The organism is Streptomyces xanthophaeus (assembly GCF_000725805.1).
Classification (GTDB): domain Bacteria; phylum Actinomycetota; class Actinomycetes; order Streptomycetales; family Streptomycetaceae; genus Streptomyces; species Streptomyces xanthophaeus.
The window spans coordinates 235,521-255,766 of sequence record NZ_JOFT01000008.1 but is presented as its reverse complement, the minus strand read 5'-3'; the positions used below and the strand labels follow the sequence as shown (position 1 = coordinate 255,766).

The following is a 20,246-nucleotide window of genomic DNA, read 5'->3' as shown; positions in this document are numbered from 1 at the left end:
CGACTGGTACAACTACCACCGGCCCCACACCGGCATCCAAGGCCAAACACCCGCCAGCCGCGTCACCAACCTGTCCGGACAACACATCTAGGTCGTCTCCTTCGGATCTTGTCGGTCAGGTCCGCGTCCTCCGGTGGCGAGGCGCGGTGGCGGGCGGCGCGGACCCGGCAAGATCCGGAAGAGACGGCCTAGACCCGGACGTCCTGCACGGCCCGGGTCAGTCGCCCGTCTCGCGGACCAGCCTCAGGTTGTCCCGGGCTTCCACGGTGCGCGGGTCGCGGGGGCCGAAGCGGCGTTCGGCGCCCGCGACGACCTTGCGGCACAGGGCCACCGCCTCCGCGCGGCGGCCCTGGTTGTGCAGCATCGCGGCGAGGCTGCTGAGGCTGTCCAGGGTTCCCGGGTGGTCGGCGCCGAACAGTTCCGAGCGGCTGCGCACCACGGTGCGCATCAGGGCCTCGCCCTCCTGCGGTTTGCCCGCGCTGTGCAGGATCGACGCCAGGTTGTTCTGCGCCTGGAGGGTGTCCTCGTGCCCCGGGTGGCTGCGGACCCGCCGGGCCACCACGGTGCGGTAGACCCGTTCCGCCTCCGCCCAGCGGCCCTGGTGGGCGAGGACGGCGGCGCGGTTGGCGTGCGCGTCCAGGCTCAGCGGGTCGGCGGATCCGAAGAGCCGGTCGGCGTCCCGCGCCACCTGCCCGTACATGCGCTCGGCCTCTTCCAGCCGGCCCTGTGCGCGGATCGCCGCCGCCAGGTCGTTGCGGCTCTTCAAGGTGTCGGGGTGATCCGCGCCCAGGACCCGCTCGCGGCCGGACAGGGCCTGCCGGACCAGCTGTTCGGCCTCGGCCGGCCGGTCGCGCCGGAGCAGCAGGCGGGCCACCAGGGCCAGGCTCGTCAGGGTCAGGGGGTCGCTCTCGCCCACGGTGCGGCGGTACTCCGCCCACACCATGCGCATCAGCTGGTCCGCCTCGGCCAGTTCGCCCAGCTTCTCCAGCGCCCGCGCGAGGAAGGAGGTCGCCGCGAGGGTGTCGGCATGGGAGTGCCCCAGCACGGCCCGGCGGCCCGCCACCACGTGGCGCAGCAGTTCCAGTGCCTCGTCCAGGGAGCCCTGGCCCCACAGGACGTCGGCCAGTGCGTACTCCGCGGTGAGGGTGTCGGGGTGGTTCTCGCCCTTGGCCTCCAGAGTGGCGCTCAGGCTCCAGCGCGCCATGGCCTCCGGCGTCATGTGCAGGGTGATGTCGATGACGGGGATGCCGTCTGGCCCGTCCTCGGTCGTCATGCTGTAGCGGACGCCCTCCGTCACCTCCCCGGTCGAGCGGGCCGGCTCACCGGCCGACCCGGACCGCTTCCCCATCCCCAACCGCCGTACCAGCGCCCGCCAGCCACCGCTCATCGCCCGGCCCTCCTGTGGTTCCACCTCAGGTCGCCCATCCATGCTGGCGTAACGGCCCGGCCGGTGACAGGGTCACGCGCCATGCCGGTGTCTCAGCACCGGCCGCACCCCCTCCTGGTGTCCAGGGGGTCGTCCGAGGTCAGCGGGGCGTAAGGGGCGGGGCCCGCTCGCGTGGGTGACAACGTCCGCACTACTGTGGGGACATCACGTGACCAATGCATGACGTCGCAACGCATTCGATTCAGGGGGAATGGAATGGCGCTCAAGCCTGCCATTGTCGATCTGCTGGAGATGAGCCCGGACTTCGTCCGGGACCCTTACCCGGTATATGCCGAGCTCCGCGCACAGGGGCCCGTGCACCACGTACGCACACCGGACGACGAGGAGATGTGGCTCGTCGTCGGATACGACGCCTGCCGCACGGCCTTCACCGATCCGCGACTGAGCCGGGACTGGCGGCGGTCCGGCGACATGAGCCAGATCATCAACGCCGACCAGGACACCCCGGCGCTCGCCCACATGCTGATGTCCGACCCGCCGGACCACACCCGGCTGCGCCGCCTGGTGGCCCGGGCGTTCACCCCGCGCCGCATCGAGGCGCTGGCGCCGCGCATCCAGCAGGTCACGGACGAACTGCTGGACGCGATGGAGGCGAACGAGGAGGGCCGGGCCGACCTGGTCCGAGCCTTCGCCTTCCCGCTGCCGATGACCGTCATCTGCGAACTGCTCGGCGTGCCCGAACTGGACCGGGAGTCCTTCCGTATCTGGTCAAGCGAGATGGTGGCCCGCACCAGCCCGGAGGCCGAGGCGCAAGCCTACGAGGCGATGCCCCGCTACCTGACCGAGCTCATCGGGGCCAAGCGCGCGGAGCCCGGCGATGACCTGCTCAGCGCGCTGATCCACACCGTCGACGAGGGCGGCGACCGCCTCTCGCCCGACGAACTCATCGGCATGTGCGTTCTGCTGCTCATCGCCGGACACGAGACCACGGTCAACATGATCGGCAACGGGATGCGGGCCCTGTTCGCCCACCCCGACCAGTACGCCGACCTGCGCGCCGACCTGGGTCTGCTGGAGGGTGCCATCGAGGAGATGCTGCGCTACGACGGCCCGGTGGAGACCTGTACCGAGCGCCTCGCCCTGGAGGACGTGGAGATGGGCGGGGTGGTGATCCCGAAGGGTTCCGTCGTGCTGATCACCATGGCCGACGCGGACCGTGACCCGGCGCGCTTCGCGGAGCCGGACCGCTTCGACATCCGCCGGGACGCCCGGGGCCACATGGCCTTCGGGCACGGCCTGCACCACTGCCTGGGGGCGCCGCTGGCGCGTCTGGAGGGGCGCATCGCCCTGCGCTCGCTGCTGGAGCGTTTCCCCGGCCTCACCGGTGAAGCCGACGACGCGAGCCTGTCGTGGGTCCCCGGGCTGCTGATCAGGGGTGTACGGGAGCTGCCCGTACGCTGGTGATCCCGGCGCTGCGGGATCAGGCGCCGAGCAGGGTCCGCAGGTGGGCGCAGGCACCGGCCTCCGTGGCGTGCTCGGCGACCGGCTCGTGGGCACCCCGCTCGTAGACCCCCGTCTCCCAGCCGCCGCCCGGCCGGGCGCGCAGGTAGACGAAGTCCGCAGGGCGGGGCGCCGGTTCGTGGACTCCCTCGATCCAGTAGTGCCCGGCGGGCACTCCGGCCTCCCGGAGTGCCCGTTCCAGCAGGTCGCGTTCGGTCATGGGGCGACGCGGACCAGGTAGCCGTTGTCGAGCAGCCACTTGACGTTCAGCCGCTGGCCCGCGCCGGGGTTGACGAAGGCCGGATCCAGCTTGATCTGCTGCCCTCCGCCGGGCTGCTCGAACCAGGGGGCGATGGAGCCCTGCCAGACCGTGAGCGGCTTGACCACCGCGTACAGGTGGTAGTCGCAGGGGAAGTCCGCCTCCCGGGTGTTGAGGTTCTGCGGGGGCAGTGCACGCTTGGCGTACGCGTCACCGGCCGGGGCGAGGTAGGAGCCGAACTCGGAGCCGAACCGGTCCAGCAGTTCGCCCTCGGCCAGCTTCTTGGGCGCCTTGTCCACGGTGCCGTTGACCTCGGCGAAGCCGTCGTTCGGCGGGTACTTCCAGCCCCCGGTGTCGGCCGGACCCTCCCAGTACTTCTTGAGGAACTCGGCGGACGTCAGCTTGCCGGTGCGGTGGTAGCGCTTCAGCAGCGGCCCGACCGGTTCCTGCCACGTGCGGGGCAGGTGCTTCGGCCCGAGCCGCTTGTCGCCCTCGAACTCCCCGGTGCAGGGAGCCGGCGGCGCGGCGGGGGACCGGACGGCAGCTGCCTGGGGAGCGGCGGGACCGGCCGGTGCGGCCTGAGCCGCGGGGGCCGCCGCGAGGGTGGCGGCGACGCCCATCGCGGTGAGGACGGCACGGATCCTCAGGTCGGTACGGCTGCGCTCCACGCGGATCTCCTTCGGTACGGCCGACGATGCGTGGCACACAGTAGGGGATCACTGACGAGGCGTGACCTCGGTGGGGCGGGAATCGGCCACGTCCTCGACCGGGGGCGGCGGTGCACCGAGGTCGAGCACGGCCTCCGCGCCACCGGCGTCCGGATTCCCGAACCGCAGCTCCGCTCCGATCAGTCGGGCCTGTCCCGTGGCGATGGTCAGTCCGAGCCCGAGCCCCGTGCCCGCCGCGCCGGTGCGGAAGCGCTGGGGCCCGCAGGAGAGCAGGTGCCCCGGGAAGCCCGGACCGTGATCGCGTACGCGCACCACCGGCCCCGTCACCTCGACCAGGACGGGCGGCGCCCCGTGGCGCAGCGCGTTGGTCACGAGATTGGTCAACACGCGCTCCACGCGGCGCGGATCGGTGTGCACCAGGGCGTCCGCGGCCACGTCCACCCGCACGTCGGGTTCCGCTCCGCCGGGAGCGGCGCGTCCCTCCACCGCGGCCCGGACCGCCCGCCGGGCGAGCCCGCCGGCCTCCACCCAGCGGAGGTCGGCCTCTTCGGAGCCGTGGTCGAGACGGGCGACCTCCAGGACGTCCTCCATCAGGTCCCGCAGCCTGCGGACCCGTTCCTTGACCATGTCCTCGGCCTTGCCGTCGGGCAGCAGCGCGGCGGCGGCGACCAGTCCCGCGACGGGGGTGCGCAGTTCGTGCGCGATGTTCGAGGTCACCTCGCGTTCGGACTGGAGCCGGCCGCCGAGGGTCTCGGCCATGGTGTTCACGGCGCGGGCGAGGGCGGTGATCTCGTCGCGTCCGCCCTCCGGCAGGCGGGCCGTCAGCTCACCGCCGGTGATCCGCTCGGCGGTCCGCGCGGACGTACGGAGCCTGCGGCCGAAGCGGGCCGCCACCGCGACCCCGATCAGGCCGGCGACGCCGACACCCATGGTCCCGGCCTTCCACATCACCTCCTCCAGCTCGCCGATGATGGGCTGGACCCTGGTGTTCATGACCAGGGAGTGGCCGCCGGCCACGGTCGTGCCGGCCCAGACGTAACGGCCGTCCGGGCCGTCCTCCACGTGCGTGGCCCGGCGCCCCTGGGCGAGCGCCTCGCGCAGGGGCGCCGGTATGTCGGGGCGATCGACCTTCGCCCCGAAGACGGTCTGCCCGGAGTCTTCGTAGGCCCGTTCCGCGAACCGCAGCCGGTCATCGGCCGTGTCCCGCTCCCGGTCGTTGAGCAGGAGGGGCACCTGCACCGCGGTGATGAACACCGCGGTGGCGGCGGTCGCCGCGATCGTCGCCCCGATCTTGAGCCGCAGACCCACCGATGCCCCCGAACTTCCTGCCCGTTACCCGTCCCCGTGCCGGAGTCCGCGGGAGGTCGGGCCCGCGAACCGGCCCGGTGATCATACCGGGAGGGACCGTGGCAGATCCGGCTCCCTGCCCGGAGCCCTGGGCGCACCGGGGGTCAGTTCCCCGCGGCCACCGGCCGACGGAGCAGGTAGACGCCCGCGGTCGAGACGAGGAGGGCCATGCACGCGATGAACACCAGCCCCGCACCCTCCAGTCCCACGGGGCCCGCCAGCAGCCCCACGCCGATCACCGGCAGGGAGATGCCCGTGTACGCCACCACGAACAGCGTCGAGATCACCGCCGCGCGCCGGTCCGGGGGAGAGGCCCCGGCCACCGCGGACAGCGCCCCCCGGAACGCCAGCCCCTGCCCGGCCCCGCCGACGACCGCACTCAGCACCACCAGCGCCAGCTGATCCCACCACAGGGCGCCCGCGAGCAGGGCCAGTCCGGCGAGGAGCACCGCGCAGCCCAGCGGCAGCGAACGCCCCACCCCGACCCGGCCGACCAGCAACTGCCCGGCCGTCGAGGAGAAGAAGGCCAGCGCGACCACCAGGCCGCTCACGGCCCGGTTGTGCACGTCCAGCGACTGCGCGAGGAACGAGGGACTCACCGAGGTGAACACCCCGAACAGGGCGAACCCCACGAACGAGGCGGTCGCCGCGGGACCGAAAACCGCCCTGACCGAAGCGGGCAGGGCCGGCCGCTGCGGCCGTACGGTGCGCAGGGGCCGCCGCTCCCGGACGGTCTCCGGAAGGCGGGTCAGCACCACGACGGAGGCGGCCACCAGGACCAGGTGCACGGCGAACGGCAGGTACAGCGGCCGGGCGGCGTACTGCGCGAGGATCCCGGCGAGCAGTGGTCCGCAGCCCAGACCGCCCATGTTGGCAGCCGTCGCCACGAAGGTGGCCCGGGAGGCGCCGCCGCGCGGGGCCAGCTCCATCACGTAGGCCGTCGCCGCTCCCGTGAACAGGCCGGCGGACAGCCCCGACAGCAGCCGTCCCGCGTACAGCCAGCCGAGCCCGGTGGCACACAGGAAGCAGACCGCGCTGGCCGCGGCGAAGGCCAGACCCGCGAGCAGTACGGGCCGCCTGCCGACGGAGTCCGAGGCGTTGCCCGCCAGCAGCAGCACGCCGATGACCCCGAAGGCGTACACGGCGTACACGACGGTGACCATCAGCTCGGAGAAGCCGAACTTCTCCTGGTAGAGGCCGTAGAGAGGGGTCGGCAGCGTGGTGCCCGCCATGCACACGGCGAACACCGCCCCGCTGAGCAGACACATCCGCCACCCGCGGCGATCACCGTCCATGCCGCCGACGGTAACCCGGGCCGCGCCGGTCAGAGCCGCGGCAGGCCGGTGGTGATGCGGGTCCACAGGGAGCGGGTGGCACCGAAGCCGGTCTCGTGGGTCCAGACGTGGGTGCAGCCCGGGCACTGGAGGTGGAGCAGGCTGCCGCGGTTGGAGAGCATGTAGCGCCAGTGCCGGGAGCAGGTGCGCCGCTCCCCGCACGGCGTGCACGTGCTGCTGTCGTGACAGTTCGGGCAGGGCACCCAGGCACGGCGCCCGGGATCCGCCTGCGGGTCAAGCGGCAGCATGGCCGCCACCGCGCGCCGGGAGCACACCGGCTGCGACCAGGTCCTCGTACGTGCGCTGCTGCTCCGCGTCGAGACCGGAGTACAGCAGCCGGTACGCGTCCTCCTCGCCGCGGAGCACCTCGACCGGGTCCCAGTCGGGGCCGAGGGCGGCCATGACCTGGGCGCGACGGAGCACCTCGTGGGCGGTGAGGTCGACGGAGAAGTCCACCAGGGCGGGGCCGGCCGAGTCGTCAGGGCCGGAGGGAGGTGTGGGGAGGGGCGGGGTCATGAGAGCGAACTTAGGTAACCCTTCCTTTCTCGGTCAAGGGAGGGTGTGCGGAGTCACAGCGCCGTGCGAGGAGGCGGAGGGCCGGCGGGCATCGCGGCGCGGCCGCACCGCGATGCCCGGGCCGACGGCCCCCTCCGGACGGGGTGTGCCCTACCGGTCAGCCGCGCAGGCCCGGGGACGGGGTGGGCAGGACGGCCGCTGCGCGCGGGTCCCGCCGCCCACGGCCGCGTGCGTCGTCCTGGAGGAGGGCTATCTCCTCGTCGACCGCGGGCAGCTCCTCCCGGAGGTCCATGGAGCCCAACTGCTCCCGGTAGCGGACCAGCACCGCATGGAGCAGCTGCGTCCACCCGTGCTCCAGCGCGTGCATGCGGCGCGCGGCGGCGACCGATTCGGCCCGCAGGGCCAGGGCGATCGCGGGCCGGTGGGCGAACTCCCCGGCGCTGTACTCGTACAGCGCCACCGCCAGCTGGGGCAGGTACGCCATCGGGCTCACCTGGACGAGAACGCGGTAGGCGGCGACCTGTTCCCGGGCCGGCAGCGCCTCCGATCCGAGGAGGGCCACCCGGGCTCGAAGGACCGCGTGGTGGTTGATGTTCTCCGTGTGAGTCATGACGGTGATTCTGAAAGCCGCACAGGGGTCAAAACAAGATCAATCGACTGTGCTGTCCGTCCTACAAAAACACCGTCTGACCTGTCATGATGGGAACGTCTTCACCCCTGTGCCCCGTTCGGACGGACCGTCAGCGGCCGACCCCGGTACCGGTGGCGCCCACGCCGTTGACAGTCGACCCGTCACATGCGAAAAAGACAGTAGGCCCGTGTTCGGTCATTGCGTGTCCGCCTCTCGGCGCGACGTCCACCCTCGAGCCACGGCCGCCGACACGCGCCCGTGCCAGACAGACCGAGGCCGTGCGAAAACCACTGTCCCCACACGCGAAACCGCTGAACAGTGGGCTCACCACCGCATACGTGAACGGACGGCACCCCCTTGACCATGATTCCTGCCTCCCGTGTCGCCGGACGGACCTGGACCGTCCGCCTCAACGGCCACGGCGACCACACCGTCTCCGTCACCTGCAGCACCGAGGCCTGCCGCATGCCTCCCCGCTCCAAGGACACCGCGGCCATGCGGCGTTTCGCTGCGGAGCACGTCCGCGCGCACGCCCGGCTCGTCACCGTCCGCCCCAACGCGGGCTGCGCCTGCCGCGCCGCGGAGTGCGCCTACCACGAGAACGTCCGGAGCGCCTGCACCGGCGCTCCGTTGCTCGTCCTCATCCACAACCCCGCCGTGGGGCAGGTGTGGACCCTCGCCGAGGTCTGCCAGGCCTGCGCCCCGCTGATCTCCCACACCTCCATCCTGGGCAGCGCCCGGCGTTCGGCGTCCGCCGCGTCCGCGCCTGCGGGTGCGTCCTCTGCGGACACGTCGGCCCCGGCCGTCCCCGCCGCACCGGCCCCGGCGCGGGTGGTCGTACCCGGCGGGTTCTCCTCTCCCGACGCGGCGCCCGAGGCCGAGGCCCGCCGCCGCCCCCACAGGGGCGGTCCACAGCGCGGCGGCGGCCAGCGCGGCGGACCGCGCCGCAGCCGCTGACACCTGCGCTCCGGCCTGCGGGCCGTCGCTGCGAAAAGCTCTTCGGCCAGGGCCGGGGCGCACCTACTGTGGCGCCGTGAAGACACAGGTGATCGTTCTCAACGGCGGGTCCAGTTCCGGGAAGTCCGGGATCGCCAGGTGCCTGCAGGCCGTGCTGCCCGGTGCGTGGCTGGTCCTCGGGGCCGACACGCTGGTCGACGCGATGCCCGCGGCCCTGCGGGAAGGGGGCGGCGGCATCGGGTTCGGTACGGACGGGGAGGTGACCGTCGGGCCGGAGTTCCGGACGCTGGAAGCGGCGTGGATCGAAGGGGTCGCGGCCATGGCCCGCGCGGGCGCCCCGGTCGTCGTCGACGAGGTGTTCCTCGGCGCGGCCGCCTCCCAGCAGCGGTGGAGGAAGGCCCTGGAGGGGCTGGGGGTGTTGTGGGTCGGCGTCAGGTGCGCGAGCGCGGTCGCGGCGGGCCGTGAGATCGCGCGGGGTGACCGGATCCCGGGGATGGCCGTTTCCCAGGCGGAAGTGGTCCACCGGGGGATGTACTACGACCTGGAGGTCGACACCACGCACACCGAGGCGATGGAGTGCGCGCGGGCCATCGCCGCCCGTGTCGGGTGACCCGGCCCCGGAGCGCCCCGGCCGTTCGTACACTCGTCCGGTGGACAATGTGACGTGCAGGCACTGCGGTGGTGCAGGGATCGAGCCGGGGTTCGTCGAGGACGCCGGCGAGGGCTCCCGTGGCTTCGCCCGCTGGATCGCGGGACCGCTGGAGCGCGGATGGCTCGGCGGGGCCAAGCGGATGGGGCGGCTGCGCCGCCGGATCGACGCCTACCGCTGCGTGCGGTGCGGTCACCTGGAGCTCTTCGCCACCGAACCCCTCTGAGTCCGCGTACGGCCCGCCCGGGCCGGCATCACCGCTGCCACCAGAAGCCGGGCACCACGACCATCGCCACCGCCAGTACGGCCCCGGCCGCGGCCAGCACCGGCCCCGCCGCCGGCCTGCGGCGCGGGTCCGCCGCGACGGCCAGCCACAACAGGGGGACCGACAGGAAGAACACCCCCATGCCGGCCAGGGACCCGAGGACCGACCACGGGACGAGCACGGCTCCCACGATCGCCGCGGAGCCCGCGAACGTGGACCTGCGGCGGTGGAAGAACAGCGGCAGCGCGATCAGGGCGGCCGTCAGGGAGAACGCCACCGGGTACCAGAAGCCCACGGTGTAGTGGCTGAAGGAGAACCCGGGCGGCACGGGGGCGGCCAGGGCGGTCAGGACCAGCGCGACCTGCCACGGATGGGCCCGTTCGGGAGTGCCGCCCCCGACGCCCTCGTGGGCACCCCTGCCGGTCAGGACCCTGGATTCCATGGCCGCCCTCCGTCCTGCGTCCCGCGACCGCCCGAACAAGCAACTGAACGCGTTCAAGGTAGCGGATGCGGGGCTGCTGTGCACAGTGTGGCCGGACATCTCCAGGGGTCGGTGACCGGCCTGCGGAACGCCTGCGTCACCCCGTGCGCACCGGGCAGAATCCGTACGGGCACGCCAGGAAACGTCCGCACGACCCTCACCCTCGGGAGCAGCCGGTGTCGTCGCAGGAAATCCCCGTCACGCTCACTCCTCAACAGGCCGCCGCCGGCGTGATCCTCACCGTCCCCGTGGGGACCGGCACCGCTCAGCTCCGCATCCCGCCGGCCCGCGACGGCGACCTCGTCCGGGCCTGGCTCGGCGAGGACGAGGTGCTGCTGCGCGTCAGGGTGAACTGGGCCGCGGGTGCGGCGCAGCCCGCGCCGGGGACCCGCAAGGGCGCCGGCGGATGCCTGGCGGTGCTCGGGGTCCTGGCCGTCGTCGTCATCGGGATACTCGTGCTCAACGACGGGGACGACGGCGACAACACGGCCTCCGGGACCCCGACCGCCACCCCCTCGTCCACCTACAGCGGCGGCTCCGGCCCGGGCCCCGATCCCTCGGGCGCCGCCTCGTCCTGGGCCCCGGCCCCGGACCCGACGCCGACCCCTGAGGACACCGCGACGGGCTCCGACCCCTCCCCGTCCGAGGCGGAGCCCAGCCCCTTCGACAAGGGGACCTGTCTCAACGGGACCCTCCCGGACTCGACGACGCCGCAGACCGTGACCGGCGTGGAGGAGGTGTCCTGCTCGGCGTCCGACGCGCACTACCGGGTGATCGAGAGCTTCCCCTTCACCTCGGACCTCGACCGCTGCAACGACAACCCCAAGACCGAGTACGCCTTCTCCTACCGCTACAGCCGCGGCGCCACCGTCATCAACGAGTACGTGTACTGCCTGGTCGGCATCGGTTCGTACGGCCGCTGACCGCCGAGCCGATCAACTCGGCTTTGAGGAAGGGGTGTTGGCGCCGATGCGGGCCACGAGGAGGGCGATGTCGTCATCGGCGGAGGCCGGGACCAGGTGCGTGATCAACGAGTCGCACAGCTGGTCCAAGGGCTGCTGCGACTCCGTGAGCAGCCCCGTCAGTTCCCGCAGCCGGTCGTCGATGTCACTGCTGCGGGCCTCGATCAGGCCGTCCGTGTAGAGGACGAGGACACTGCCCGGCGGCAGGGTGATCTCGGTGGTGGTGAACGTGATGCCGCCGACCCCCAGCGGGACTCCGGGCGGGGTCGCCACCAGGCGGACCGTGCCGTCGGGTTCGGCGACCGCAGGCGGCGGGTGCCCGGCCCGGGTGACCGTGCAGTTCCCGCTGGCCGGGTCGCAGACCACGTACAGGAAGGTGGCGAGCATCGGCTCGGCCAGATCCGCCAGGGTCGCCTCCAGCTGGTGCAGCAGCGCGGCCGGGGGCATGTCGAGCCGAGCCAGCGCCCGTACGGTGGCGGAGAGGCGCCCCATGACCGCGGCCGCCGCGATGCCGTGGCCCATCACGTCCCCGATGATGAGCGCGGCCCGGCCCCCCGTCAGGGGGAGGACGTCGTACCAGTCGCCGCCGACCTCGTTGACGTCACTGGCCGGCAGGTAGCGGTGGGCGATCTCGATGCCGGGAGGCGGGGTGACGTGCTGCGGCAGCATGCTGCGCTGGAGGACGACCGCGGTCTCGTGCTCGTGGAGGTAGAGGCGCGCGTTGTCGATGCTGATGGCGGTCCGGGCCGTGAGTTCTCCGGCCAGCGTGACGTCGTCGGAGCCGAAGGGACCCACGGGACGGGTGCGGTAGAAGGTGGCAACGCCGAGGACCGTCTCCCGGGCCACGAGCGGCATCATCAGGAACGAGTGCACGCCCGTCTCCAGCAACTGGGCGGGCTTGGAGGTGTGGCGGGCGGCCGGGGCGACCGCCTCGGCGTCGAGCCGGGCGACGAGGTAGGGCTGCCGGGTCGCAAGGGCCTGGGTGTAGGGGGCGGCCACCGGGAAGGACAGGGTCCGGCCGAGCGGAGCCAGGATGCGGGTGACGTCGGAACCGGTCAGCGGAGCCTTGCCCAGGCGCCGCAGGGCGGTGCCGCCCGTCAGTCCCATGCCGGGCTCGTCGCCGCGCGCGAGGGTGTCCAGGACGTCCACGGTCACGGCGTCGGCGAAGTGCGGCACGGCCAGGTCGGCCAGCTCCTGCGCGGTGCGTTCCAGGTCCAGACTGGCGCCGAGCCGGGAACTCGCCTCGCTGAGCAGGGCGAGCCTGCGCCGGCCCGCCTCGGCCTCCGTGTGGTCGCGCTGCTGCGCGGTGATGTCGAGCAGGGAGGCGATCACGCCGATCGGCCGGCCACCGGGGTCCTGCACCCGCACGTACGAACAGGACCACACCCGGTCGTGCTCCGGATCGGCGGGGGTCCGCCCCGTGCGGCGCCGGTCCAGGACCGGTTCACCGGTCTCCAGGACCTGGTGCATCGCCGCCTCCATCTCGCCCGCGTTGACCTCGGGCAGCACCTCGGCCAGGCGGCGGCCCACGTGCGCCGACTCGGCGAGACCGTTCATCGCCTCCAGCGCCGGATTCACCTGGAGGAACCGCAGCTGCGTGTCGAGGACGCCGATCCCCACCGGCGAGCGGGCGAACAGCCCGTCCCACACCGCGGAGGAGCCCCGGATGCGGCGTGCCGCGTGCGCGTCGGCGGCGAACACCAGGACCGCGGAGGCGCCGTGCCGCCGGTCGGGGACGGGGCACGCCCAGATCTCCAGCTCCAGGGGATGACCGTCGCGGTGCCAGGCGGTGACCGTACCCATCACCCCGCGCCCGGTGGCCGCCGTCTCCCACAGGGACCGGCCCAGGCTCCGGTCGGCGCCCGGATGGAGCAGGTCGGCGATGTGCCGGCCGAGCACCTGCGGAGGGGCGTATCCCAGCAGCTCCTGCGCACCGTGGTTCCAGCGGACGATGTGCCCGTCCCCGCTGGTGGCGACCAGGGCCACCCGCAGGGCGCCCATCCAGCCCCCGGCGTCCTGGGCGGCGCCGCTGACCAGGTCCGCGAGGGGCGGCATCTCGTCAGGCATCGCGCACCCGCCCCTCCGGGGCCGCGGTCGGTGCCGGCGGCCGCTCGCCCGCCTCGGCCGGCGGCTGCGCTTGCTCCACACCTCATCCTCGCCCGGAAGACCCCGGGCCGCACCCCCTTACGGGCCGTCGAGGGAGGCGGCCCCCAGCACCCCGGCCGAGGGCCCGGCGCCGGTCAGCGCGGGCGGCAGGGGCCCCAGGCCCAGCATGCCGAGCACCAGCGACGTGGTGATGCGGTGCCAGGTACGGGCGTCCCGCAGCATGGCGTGCCCGCCGGCGGGCATCCGGACCCCCAGGGTGCGGGCGCCCGCCGCCCCGGCCCGTACGAGGAACTCCCAGGCCTCGTCGGCCGAGGTGACCCGGTCGCGCTGGTCGTGCAGGACCGCCACGCGGCGGTGGCGCAGATGGGCCACGGGCTCGTGCGGCGGACACCAGGGGGCGAGGGCCAGCACCCCGCACACCTGCGGATGGCCCGCTGCGCGCAAGGCGGCCCGGCCGCCCATCGAATGCCCCACCAGGACCACCGGCACCTCCCCCGTCCGCCGTACGAGCGCGCCCAGCGCGGCCCGGGCGTCGTGCACCGGGTCCTCCCGCGGGCCGTTCCAGCCCCGGTGGCGGTAGCGGACGTCGGCGACCGCGACCTGGCCGGGGCCCGCCGCACGCAGCAGGGACGAGGAGAAGAGGGCCAGCCGGGCGCCCGGCAGGTTCAGGGCGGGCGGCGGCTCCAGGGCGTCCGCCCGCCCGCCGTGCAGGAAGAGGACCGCCGCCCGCGGCCGCGCCGGAGCGTGGCGCACCCGCAGCGAAGCGGCCCCGCCTGCGCCCCCGCCCCCGCCTTCCTCCGGGTCCGGACCTCCGTACGACCGGGCGCCGTTCACCGCGCGGCCCCGCCCGTGGGCGCGCCGCCGCGGGGACCGCGCGGAGGGCGGGGTACGAACCCGCTCGTACGGGCGAGGTAGGCGGCGTAGCCCGGCCGGCCGGCCATGTGGCGCTCCAGGAGGCGCTTGCCGCTGCCGCGGGTCAGCAGCAGGCTCATCACCACGGGCGAGACCAGGCACAGGGCCGCCGTGAGCCAGTCGGCGCAGGCCATCAGGTAGATGCCCCACCACACGAGGAAGTCCCCGAAGTAGTTGGGATGGCGGGTCCAGCCCCACAGACCCCGGTCCATGATCAGGCCCCGGTGGGCGGGATCGGCCTTGAACCGGGCCAGCTGGAAGTCGCCGACCGCCTCGAAGGCCAGCCCCGTCGCCCACACGGCCGCGCCGGCCCAGGCCACCGCGCCCACGGCAGTGGCGGCGTACGCACCGGCCTGCACGGGCAGCGAGACCAGCCACACCAGGGCCGCCTGGAGCAGGTACACCGAGCGCAGGGCGTGGGCCGTACGGCTGCCGCGCGCCCCGGCCAGCAGCTTCTCGTACCGCGGGTCCTCGCCGTGGCCCCGGCCGCGCCAGGCGATGTGGGCGGCCAGCCGCAGCCCCCACACCGAGGTGGCGAGCGTGAGGAGGAGCCTGCGGGTGTCGTCGCCGTGGCCCGCCGACAGGACGTACGTGACCACGGCGACGGCGGTGAAGGCCACGCCCCACGCCACGTCCACGAGCCGGTGCAGACCGCGGGCGCGGGCCACGGCGAAGGTCAGCAGCATGACGGCCAGGGCCGCCCCGGCGGACGCCGCCAGGTTCAGGCCGAAGGCCGGCCAGGCCGCGCCGGTCATCGCGGCCGCTCCGGCGACGCGTACCAGGAGGCGGGTGTGGGCGGCATGGCGGACGTCCCTTCCCGCGCGGGGCGGACGGCGAGGATCTGGTCGACGCCCATGCGGCGCTCGGCGAAGGCCAGGGAGCTCCCGGCCAGGTAGAGGCGCCACACCCGGACCGTGGCCTCCCCTACGAGGTCCTCGAACTCGGACCGGTGTTCCTCGAGGGTACGGCGCCAGGCATCGACCGTACGGGTGTAGTGCTCGCGCAGGGACTCCGTCGAACGCACCTCCAGCCCGGCCTCCTCCAGCAGCCCCACGGTCTGCCCGACCGGCCGCATGTGCATGTCGGGCGCGATGTACGCCTCGATGAAGGCACCGCCGCCCGGTGCGCGGGCACCCCGGGACATCTGCTGCACCAGCAGACGGCCCTGCGGGCGCAGCGCACCGTGCAGGAGCGCCGCGAAGGCCGGGTACGCGCCGTCCCCGACGTGCTCGCCCATCTCCACGGCGCTCACCGCGTCGTACCCGCCGCCGTCGATGTGCCGGTAGTGCCGCAGCTGCACGTCGACCAGGCCGCCGAGGCCCTCGCGCGCGAGGCGTTCCACGAGGAAGTCCCGCTGGCGCCGCGAGAGCGTCACGGCCGTCACCCGCGTCCCGTGCTCGCGGGCGGCGTGCACGGCGAGCGCACCCCAGCCGCAGCCGACGTCCAGCAGCCGGGAACCGTCGTGCAGGCCGAGCTTGCGGCAGATCAGCTCCAGCTTGTCGTACTGGGCGTCGGCGAGTCCGTAGCCGGGGCCCTCGGGACGGGTCCAGTACGCGCAGGAATACGCCATCGACTCGTCCAGCAGCAGCCGGTAGAACGCGTTGGAGAGGTCGTAGTGGTGGCTGACGGCCGCCCGGTCGCGGGCCTGGCTGTGCGGACGTCCGCCGAGCCGGGCGCGCGGTGCCTGCGGCGCGGGTGGCGGCGGACCCACCGCCCCCAAGCCCAGGGCCAGCGCCGACGCCCGGGCCCACCGCGACGCGGACGGCCGCGTCCGGCCCTGGTCGCGTACGGCCCGCCCGGCGCGGCCGAGCCCTTCCGCGAGGTCCCCCTCGACGTCCAGCTCACCGCTCACGTACGCCTCGGCCAGCCCGAGCTCGCCCGGCTGCCACAGGAGCCTGCGCAGGGCGCCCGGGGAGCGCAGCGAGACCAGCGGGGCGTCGGCCGGACCGGCTTCGCTGCCGTCCCAGGCCCGCACCCGTACCGGCAGCGGGCCGCCCAGGAAGAGCCCCGACAGTTCGGCGACCCGCTCCGCGACGGGCCTCATCGCAGGGGCCCCTTCGTGAACAGGAGCTGGCGCACGTCGAGGTAGCCCGAGCGGAACCCGGCCTCGGAGTAGGCGAGGTAGAGCTCCCACATGCGCTGGAAGGTGGGGTCGAAGCCGAGTGCCGCCACGGCCCCGGAGCGCTCCACGAAGCGCTCGCGCCACAGCCGCAGGGTCTCGGCGTAGTGCTCGCCGTACCCGTCGTCGCGCACGGTCCGCAGGCCCGCCCGGACCGCGTTCTCCCCGATGGCCTCCCGCGAGGGGATGAGGCCGCCCGGGAAGACGTACTTGCTCACCCAGGTGTGGGTCCGGCCGGTCGCCAGCATCCGCTCGTGCGGCATGGTGATCGCCTGGAGGGCGACGCGTCCGCCCGGGACCAGGGCGTCGTGCAGCGCCCCGAAGTACGCCGGCCAGTACGCGGCCCCGACCGCCTCGATCATCTCCACGCTGACCACGGCGTCGTAACTGCCCCGCACCTCGCGGTAGTCGCACAGCCGCACGTCCACCCGGTCGCCGTACCCGGCTGCGGCGATGCGCGCCCGGGCCAGGTCCCGCTGCTCCGTGGAGAGGGTCACGGTCACCACCCGGGCCCCGCGGGCGGCGGCCCGCAGCGCCAGCTCCCCCCAGCCGGTGCCGATCTCCAGCAGCCGCGTGCCGGGGCCCGCCCCGGCGAGGTCCAGCAGCCGGTCGATCTTGCGGTGCTGTGCGGCGGCCAGCGCCTCGGGCCGGGCCGGGAACGAGGTGAACACCGCGGCCGAGTACGTCATCGTCTCGTCGAGGAACGCCGCGAACAGCTCGTTGGACAGGTCGTAGTGGCGCCGGACGTTCTCCCGCGCCCCGTCCACGGTGTTCTCCTGCGTCCGGGGCCTGCGCCGCGCCCAGGCCCCGCGCAGCCGCCGCAGCGGGGCGGGCACCAGCTCGTCGACGTGCGAGGCGAGGACGGTGAGCAGCCCGGGCAGGTCGTCGCTGTCCCACTCACCGGCCATGTACGACTCGCCGAAACCGATCAGCCCCTGGCTGCCGATCCGGCGGAAGAACGCCTCGGGCCGGTGCACGTCCAGCGAGGGCCCTTCGCCGGTCGGCCGGTCCTCGCCGAGCCGTACGCGCAGCGGCAGGGCGGACAGCGCCCGGCCCACCAGCAGGCGGGCGGCCGCGGTGTGGCCCGGGCGCGGCCGCGGCGGGCACACCACGTCGGGCCAGGCCGCGGCGTCGGGCTGCCGGGCCGGTATCGGCCGGGACGCGTGCGCGCGCCCGTGCTCGTCCGTCGTGGGAGGGAGGGAAAGGGTCACGGACCGGTGCCTTCCTGGGTGTCGGGTGCGGTGCGGGGCGTGTGGGGTGTGCTCGGGCTGCTTGCGCTGCTCGGGCAGCGGGGCTGTACGGGGAGACCGCGCAGGTACAGCAGGACGCCGTGGCGGCGGATGCCGGCCCAGACCGCCGCGGTGGACCACGGGCGGCGCAGGGCGGCGCGGAGCAGGGCGGACGGGGTCGCGGGGCTGCGGCGGCCCCGGACGGTGGCGGTGAACGGCTGCCCGCCCGCGCGGTCGAGCCGGACGGTGACGTCGAGCCGCTCGCCCGGAACCGGCAGCCGCATCCGGTAGCGGCCGTCGACGGGGAAGAAGGGCGAGACGTAGAAGCTCTTCGCGGTCTCGGCGCGGCCGTGGGCATCCGTCTCCAGCACGTACGCGTGGCGCTGCCCGTAGGTGTTGTGCACCTCGGCGACCACGCACCGCAGGGCCCCGGACCGGTCGTGGCACCAGTACAGGGTGAGCGGGTTGAAGACGTACCCCAGGACCCGGGCGTGGGCCAGCATCAGGACGCGGCCGCCGTCCGGCGGTATCCCCTGTGCGGCGAGGCAGGCGTCGAGTCCGGCGCGCAGGCTCGGCGCCGCGCCGTCGAAGTGGTCGCGGGCGTCGAAGCGGGCCAGGGGGCGCAGGACGCGCGGCAGCCGGGGCAGGGCGTCGACGTCGACCAGCCACAGGTAGGTGCGGTGGCGGAACGAGTACCGCAGGGGGGCGGTGCGCGCGTGCGCGACGACGCAGTCGTAGAGGGCGGCCCCTGCGGGCGGTGCGGGCGTCACCACTGCACCCCCAGCGCCGCGGCGGCCGCCACACCGGACCGGCAGCCGTCCTCGTGGAACCCCCACCCCTGCCAGGCCCCCGCATACGCCGTCACGGACGTGTTCAGGCCCGGCAGTTCCCGCTGGGCGGCCACGGACTCCGGGGTGTACAGCGGGTGTTCGTACACCATGCGGGCCAGGACGGCGCCGGGGTCGATCCGTTCGCCCGCGTTGAGGGTGACCACGTAGTGCGGGGAACCGGGCAGTTGCTGGAGCCGGTTCATGTCGTAGCTGACCTGGGCGCCGCCCACCGGGGTGCCGCAGGACGGGAGGTGGTAGTTCCACGAGGCCCGCGCCGCCGCCTTGGTGGGCAGCAGCCGGGTGTCGGTGTGCAGCACCGTCGGGTTGCGGGAGGAGCGGAAGGCACCGAGGACGCGCCGCTCGTCCTCGGTGGGGTCGGCGAGCAGGCGCAGCGCCTGGTCGGCGTGGGTCGCGACGACGACCGCGTCGTACGGCTCGGTGGCCCCGTCCCCGGTCGTGACCAGCACCCCGCCGGGCAGGCGGCGGACCGCGGTCACGGGGCTCGCCGTGCGCGCACTGCCGATGTGCTTGGCGATCCTGGTGACGTACTCGGCGGAGCCGCCCGTCACCGTCTTCCACTGCGGGGAGCCGGTCACCGAGAGCAGGCCGTGGTGGGCCAGGAACCGGAACAGGTAGACGGCCGGGTACTCCAGCGCCGTCGGTGCGGGGCAGGACCAGACGGCGGAGACGAGCGGGAGCACGAAGTGCGAGACGAAGTAGGGGGAGAAGCCGCCGTCGCGCAGGAACCGGCCGAGCGTGTACCGGTCGTCGTCCCCCTCGGCCAGGAGGCGGCGCGCGCCGCGGTGGAAGACGGGCACCTCGGCGAGCAGCCGCAGGTACCGGCCCCGCAGCGCGGCCCGTCCGGTGAACAGCCCGCGGGGGCCGCGTGCCCCGGCGTACTGCAGACCGCATCCGTCGCACCGCACCGACATGCTCATCTCGGAGTCCTGGGTGCTCACGCCGAGTTCGCGCAGGAGCCGCAGGAGCAGGGGATAGGTGCGCTCGTTGTGGACGATGAACCCGGAGTCCACGGCGACGGTCCCGCCGCCGGGCGCGGGCAGGTCGTGGGTGTGGGCGTGGCCCCCGAGCCGCCCGTCCGCCTCGTGGAGGACCACCTCGTACCGCTTGCTCAGGACGTACGCGGCGGTCAGGCCCGCCACTCCGCCTCCCACCACGGCCACTTTCCGCCGGTCCACCGTCTCCACAGCCCTTCGCTCCGCCCCGTCCGACCTGCGGCCGCTGCCGGCCCTGTCACCTGTACTTCGCCGCGGGGGCGGATTCGGATGGGTGGGAGCCCGATCCGTCCTTCGGACCGGGCTCCGCGCAGGTGGTGGCGACCGCTGCTCCGGCTGCTCCGGCTACTTCGGCATCAGGACGGTGTCGACGATGTAGACGTTGGCGTTGGCGGTCTTCACGTCGCCGCAGACGACGTTCGACGTGCCGTTGACCTTGAAGGACTCGTCCGAACCGCTGGTGGTGAGCCTGCTCTTCTGCAGGGTGTCGAAGGAGCCCTTTTCGAGCTGGCCCGGGATCAGCTTCTGGCCCACGACGTGGTAGGTGAGGATCTTGGTGAGGGTGGCCTTGTCCGCGAGGACCTTGTCCAGGTCGGCCTTCGGGATCTTCGCGAAGGCGTCGTTGGTCGGTGCGAAGACCGTGATGTCCTGGGCGTTGTTGAGGGTGTCGACCAGGCCGGCCTTCTTGACCGCGGCGACCAGCGTGGACAGGGCCGGGTTGTTGGACGCGGCGGTGGCGACCGGGTCCTTGGCCATGCCGTCGAAGGAGCCCGCGCCCTGGGCGGGCACCCCGGCGCAGGCCGGGCCGAAGGGCCCGCCCGCGGCGATCGGGGCCTCGGGGGCCGCCGGCTGGGCGGCGCCCGCGCTCTGCTCCGCGGCGGATCCCGCCTCGGAATCGCTGCCGGAGTCGGAACAGGCGGCGAGGGAGAAGGGCAGGAGCGCGGCCGCGGCGACGGCGAGGGCGGTACGGCGGATGCGCAGGGTGCTGGTGCTGGACATGGTGTGTTTCTCCTGTGGGTTCATGAAAGCGATGACCTGAGGTGGTCGGATGGTCGGGTGGTCAGGTGCTGGTCAGGTGGTC

At 73.9% G+C, this 20,246-nt stretch carries 22 protein-coding genes; 5 read left to right on the top strand and 17 right to left on the bottom strand.

The genetic code is table 11. The features are described 5' to 3' along the window. Positions 1-217: 217 nt before the first annotated feature. Entirely contained in the window at positions 218-1,387 is a 1,170-nt protein-coding gene (locus tag IO30_RS0101240; protein WP_078903649.1) for a tetratricopeptide repeat protein, read from the bottom strand. 255 nt (positions 1,388-1,642) lie between these two features. On the opposite strand from IO30_RS0101240, the gene IO30_RS0101235 reads away from it, so the two are divergent. After that, a complete protein-coding gene (locus tag IO30_RS0101235; RefSeq protein ID WP_031138290.1) occupies positions 1,643-2,851 on the top strand; it encodes a cytochrome P450 family protein in 1,209 nt (402 codons plus the stop codon). 16 nt (positions 2,852-2,867) lie between these two features. Here IO30_RS0101235 and IO30_RS0101230 read toward each other — a convergent pair whose 3' ends face one another. The 7 genes from IO30_RS0101230 to IO30_RS0101200 form a co-directional block, all read right to left on the bottom strand. Continuing rightward, positions 2,868-3,107, bottom strand: a complete 240-nt coding sequence (locus IO30_RS0101230; RefSeq protein ID WP_031138288.1) for a hypothetical protein — start codon at positions 3,105-3,107, stop codon at positions 2,868-2,870. After that, the gene (locus tag IO30_RS0101225; protein ID WP_031138286.1) at positions 3,104-3,766 is read right to left on the bottom strand and encodes a TNT domain-containing protein; all 663 of its coding nucleotides are present in this window, start codon (positions 3,764-3,766) and stop codon (positions 3,104-3,106) included. The genes IO30_RS0101230 and IO30_RS0101225 overlap by 4 nt, the downstream gene beginning before the upstream one ends. A 96-nt stretch (positions 3,767-3,862) precedes the next feature. Next, a complete protein-coding gene (locus tag IO30_RS0101220) occupies positions 3,863-5,122 on the bottom strand; it encodes an ATP-binding protein (RefSeq protein ID WP_051858806.1) in 1,260 nt (419 codons plus the stop codon). Positions 5,123-5,265: 143 nt separating this feature from the next. Continuing rightward, entirely contained in the window at positions 5,266-6,456 is a 1,191-nt protein-coding gene (locus IO30_RS0101215; RefSeq protein ID WP_031138282.1) for an MFS transporter, read from the bottom strand. A gap of 29 nt (positions 6,457-6,485) precedes the next feature. Continuing rightward, on the bottom strand, positions 6,486-6,743 hold the full coding sequence (locus IO30_RS0101210) for a hypothetical protein (RefSeq protein ID WP_031138280.1): 258 nt from the start codon (positions 6,741-6,743) through the stop codon (positions 6,486-6,488). Next, positions 6,730-7,011, bottom strand: a complete 282-nt coding sequence (locus IO30_RS0101205; protein ID WP_031138278.1) for a DUF6400 family protein — start codon at positions 7,009-7,011, stop codon at positions 6,730-6,732. Before IO30_RS0101205 ends, IO30_RS0101210 begins: the two co-directional genes overlap by 14 nt. Positions 7,012-7,168: 157 nt before the next feature. Continuing rightward, positions 7,169-7,621 carry a hypothetical protein gene (locus IO30_RS0101200; RefSeq protein WP_157853055.1) on the bottom strand — a complete coding sequence of 151 codons (453 nt, stop codon included), beginning with the start codon at positions 7,619-7,621 and terminating at the stop codon, positions 7,169-7,171. 384 nt (positions 7,622-8,005) lie between these two features. Here IO30_RS0101200 and IO30_RS0101195 point away from each other — a divergent pair, with 384 nt between their 5' ends. The 3 genes from IO30_RS0101195 (at position 8,006) to IO30_RS0101185 (ending at position 9,474) form a co-directional block, all read left to right on the top strand. Further along, the gene (locus IO30_RS0101195) at positions 8,006-8,599 is read left to right on the top strand and encodes a hypothetical protein (RefSeq protein WP_063768117.1); all 594 of its coding nucleotides are present in this window, start codon (positions 8,006-8,008) and stop codon (positions 8,597-8,599) included. 76 nt (positions 8,600-8,675) lie between these two features. Beyond that, positions 8,676-9,209 carry a chloramphenicol phosphotransferase CPT gene (gene cpt, locus IO30_RS0101190; RefSeq protein WP_031138272.1) on the top strand — a complete coding sequence of 178 codons (534 nt, stop codon included), beginning with the start codon at positions 8,676-8,678 and terminating at the stop codon, positions 9,207-9,209. 40 nt (positions 9,210-9,249) lie between these two features. Continuing rightward, the gene (locus IO30_RS0101185) at positions 9,250-9,474 is read left to right on the top strand and encodes a hypothetical protein (protein WP_031138270.1); all 225 of its coding nucleotides are present in this window, start codon (positions 9,250-9,252) and stop codon (positions 9,472-9,474) included. Positions 9,475-9,502: 28 nt separating this feature from the next. Here IO30_RS0101185 and IO30_RS0101180 read toward each other — a convergent pair whose 3' ends face one another. Beyond that, a complete protein-coding gene (locus IO30_RS0101180; protein ID WP_031138268.1) occupies positions 9,503-9,955 on the bottom strand; it encodes a hypothetical protein in 453 nt (150 codons plus the stop codon). 215 nt (positions 9,956-10,170) lie between these two features. On the opposite strand from IO30_RS0101180, the gene IO30_RS0101175 reads away from it, so the two are divergent. After that, positions 10,171-10,917, top strand: a complete 747-nt coding sequence (locus tag IO30_RS0101175) for an LppU/SCO3897 family protein (RefSeq protein ID WP_031138267.1) — start codon at positions 10,171-10,173, stop codon at positions 10,915-10,917. A 12-nt stretch (positions 10,918-10,929) separates the two neighbouring features. On the opposite strand, the gene IO30_RS0101170 is transcribed toward IO30_RS0101175, so the two are convergent. The 8 genes from IO30_RS0101170 to IO30_RS0101135 all read right to left on the bottom strand — a co-directional run bounded on the left by IO30_RS0101170 (position 10,930) and on the right by IO30_RS0101135 (position 20,164). Beyond that, positions 10,930-13,023 carry a SpoIIE family protein phosphatase gene (locus IO30_RS0101170; protein ID WP_031138265.1) on the bottom strand — a complete coding sequence of 698 codons (2,094 nt, stop codon included), beginning with the start codon at positions 13,021-13,023 and terminating at the stop codon, positions 10,930-10,932. 117 nt (positions 13,024-13,140) lie between these two features. Then, entirely contained in the window at positions 13,141-13,896 is a 756-nt protein-coding gene (locus IO30_RS0101165) for an alpha/beta hydrolase (RefSeq protein ID WP_237403292.1), read from the bottom strand. Beyond that, complete coding sequence (locus IO30_RS0101160; RefSeq protein ID WP_031138261.1) at positions 13,893-14,729, bottom strand: DUF1295 domain-containing protein; 837 nt, start codon at positions 14,727-14,729, stop codon at positions 13,893-13,895. The genes IO30_RS0101165 and IO30_RS0101160 overlap by 4 nt, the downstream gene beginning before the upstream one ends. Then, positions 14,726-16,018, bottom strand: coding sequence for an SAM-dependent methyltransferase (locus IO30_RS0101155; RefSeq protein WP_031138259.1), 1,293 nt, complete (start codon positions 16,016-16,018; stop codon positions 14,726-14,728). Before IO30_RS0101155 ends, IO30_RS0101160 begins: the two co-directional genes overlap by 4 nt. Next, positions 16,015-17,304: a class I SAM-dependent methyltransferase gene (locus IO30_RS46625; RefSeq protein WP_051901759.1), complete on the bottom strand. Its 1,290-nt coding sequence runs from the start codon at positions 17,302-17,304 to the stop codon at positions 16,015-16,017. The genes IO30_RS0101155 and IO30_RS46625 overlap by 4 nt, the downstream gene beginning before the upstream one ends. Continuing rightward, on the bottom strand, positions 17,301-18,092 hold the full coding sequence (locus tag IO30_RS46620) for a DUF1365 domain-containing protein (RefSeq protein WP_051858848.1): 792 nt from the start codon (positions 18,090-18,092) through the stop codon (positions 17,301-17,303). The genes IO30_RS46625 and IO30_RS46620 overlap by 4 nt, the downstream gene beginning before the upstream one ends. Next, positions 18,089-19,357, bottom strand: coding sequence for an NAD(P)/FAD-dependent oxidoreductase (locus IO30_RS0101140; RefSeq protein ID WP_037892630.1), 1,269 nt, complete (start codon positions 19,355-19,357; stop codon positions 18,089-18,091). Before IO30_RS0101140 ends, IO30_RS46620 begins: the two co-directional genes overlap by 4 nt. A 153-nt stretch (positions 19,358-19,510) precedes the next feature. Continuing rightward, the gene (locus IO30_RS0101135) at positions 19,511-20,164 is read right to left on the bottom strand and encodes a fasciclin domain-containing protein (RefSeq protein WP_031138252.1); all 654 of its coding nucleotides are present in this window, start codon (positions 20,162-20,164) and stop codon (positions 19,511-19,513) included. Between the last annotated feature and the right edge of the window lie 82 nt (positions 20,165-20,246).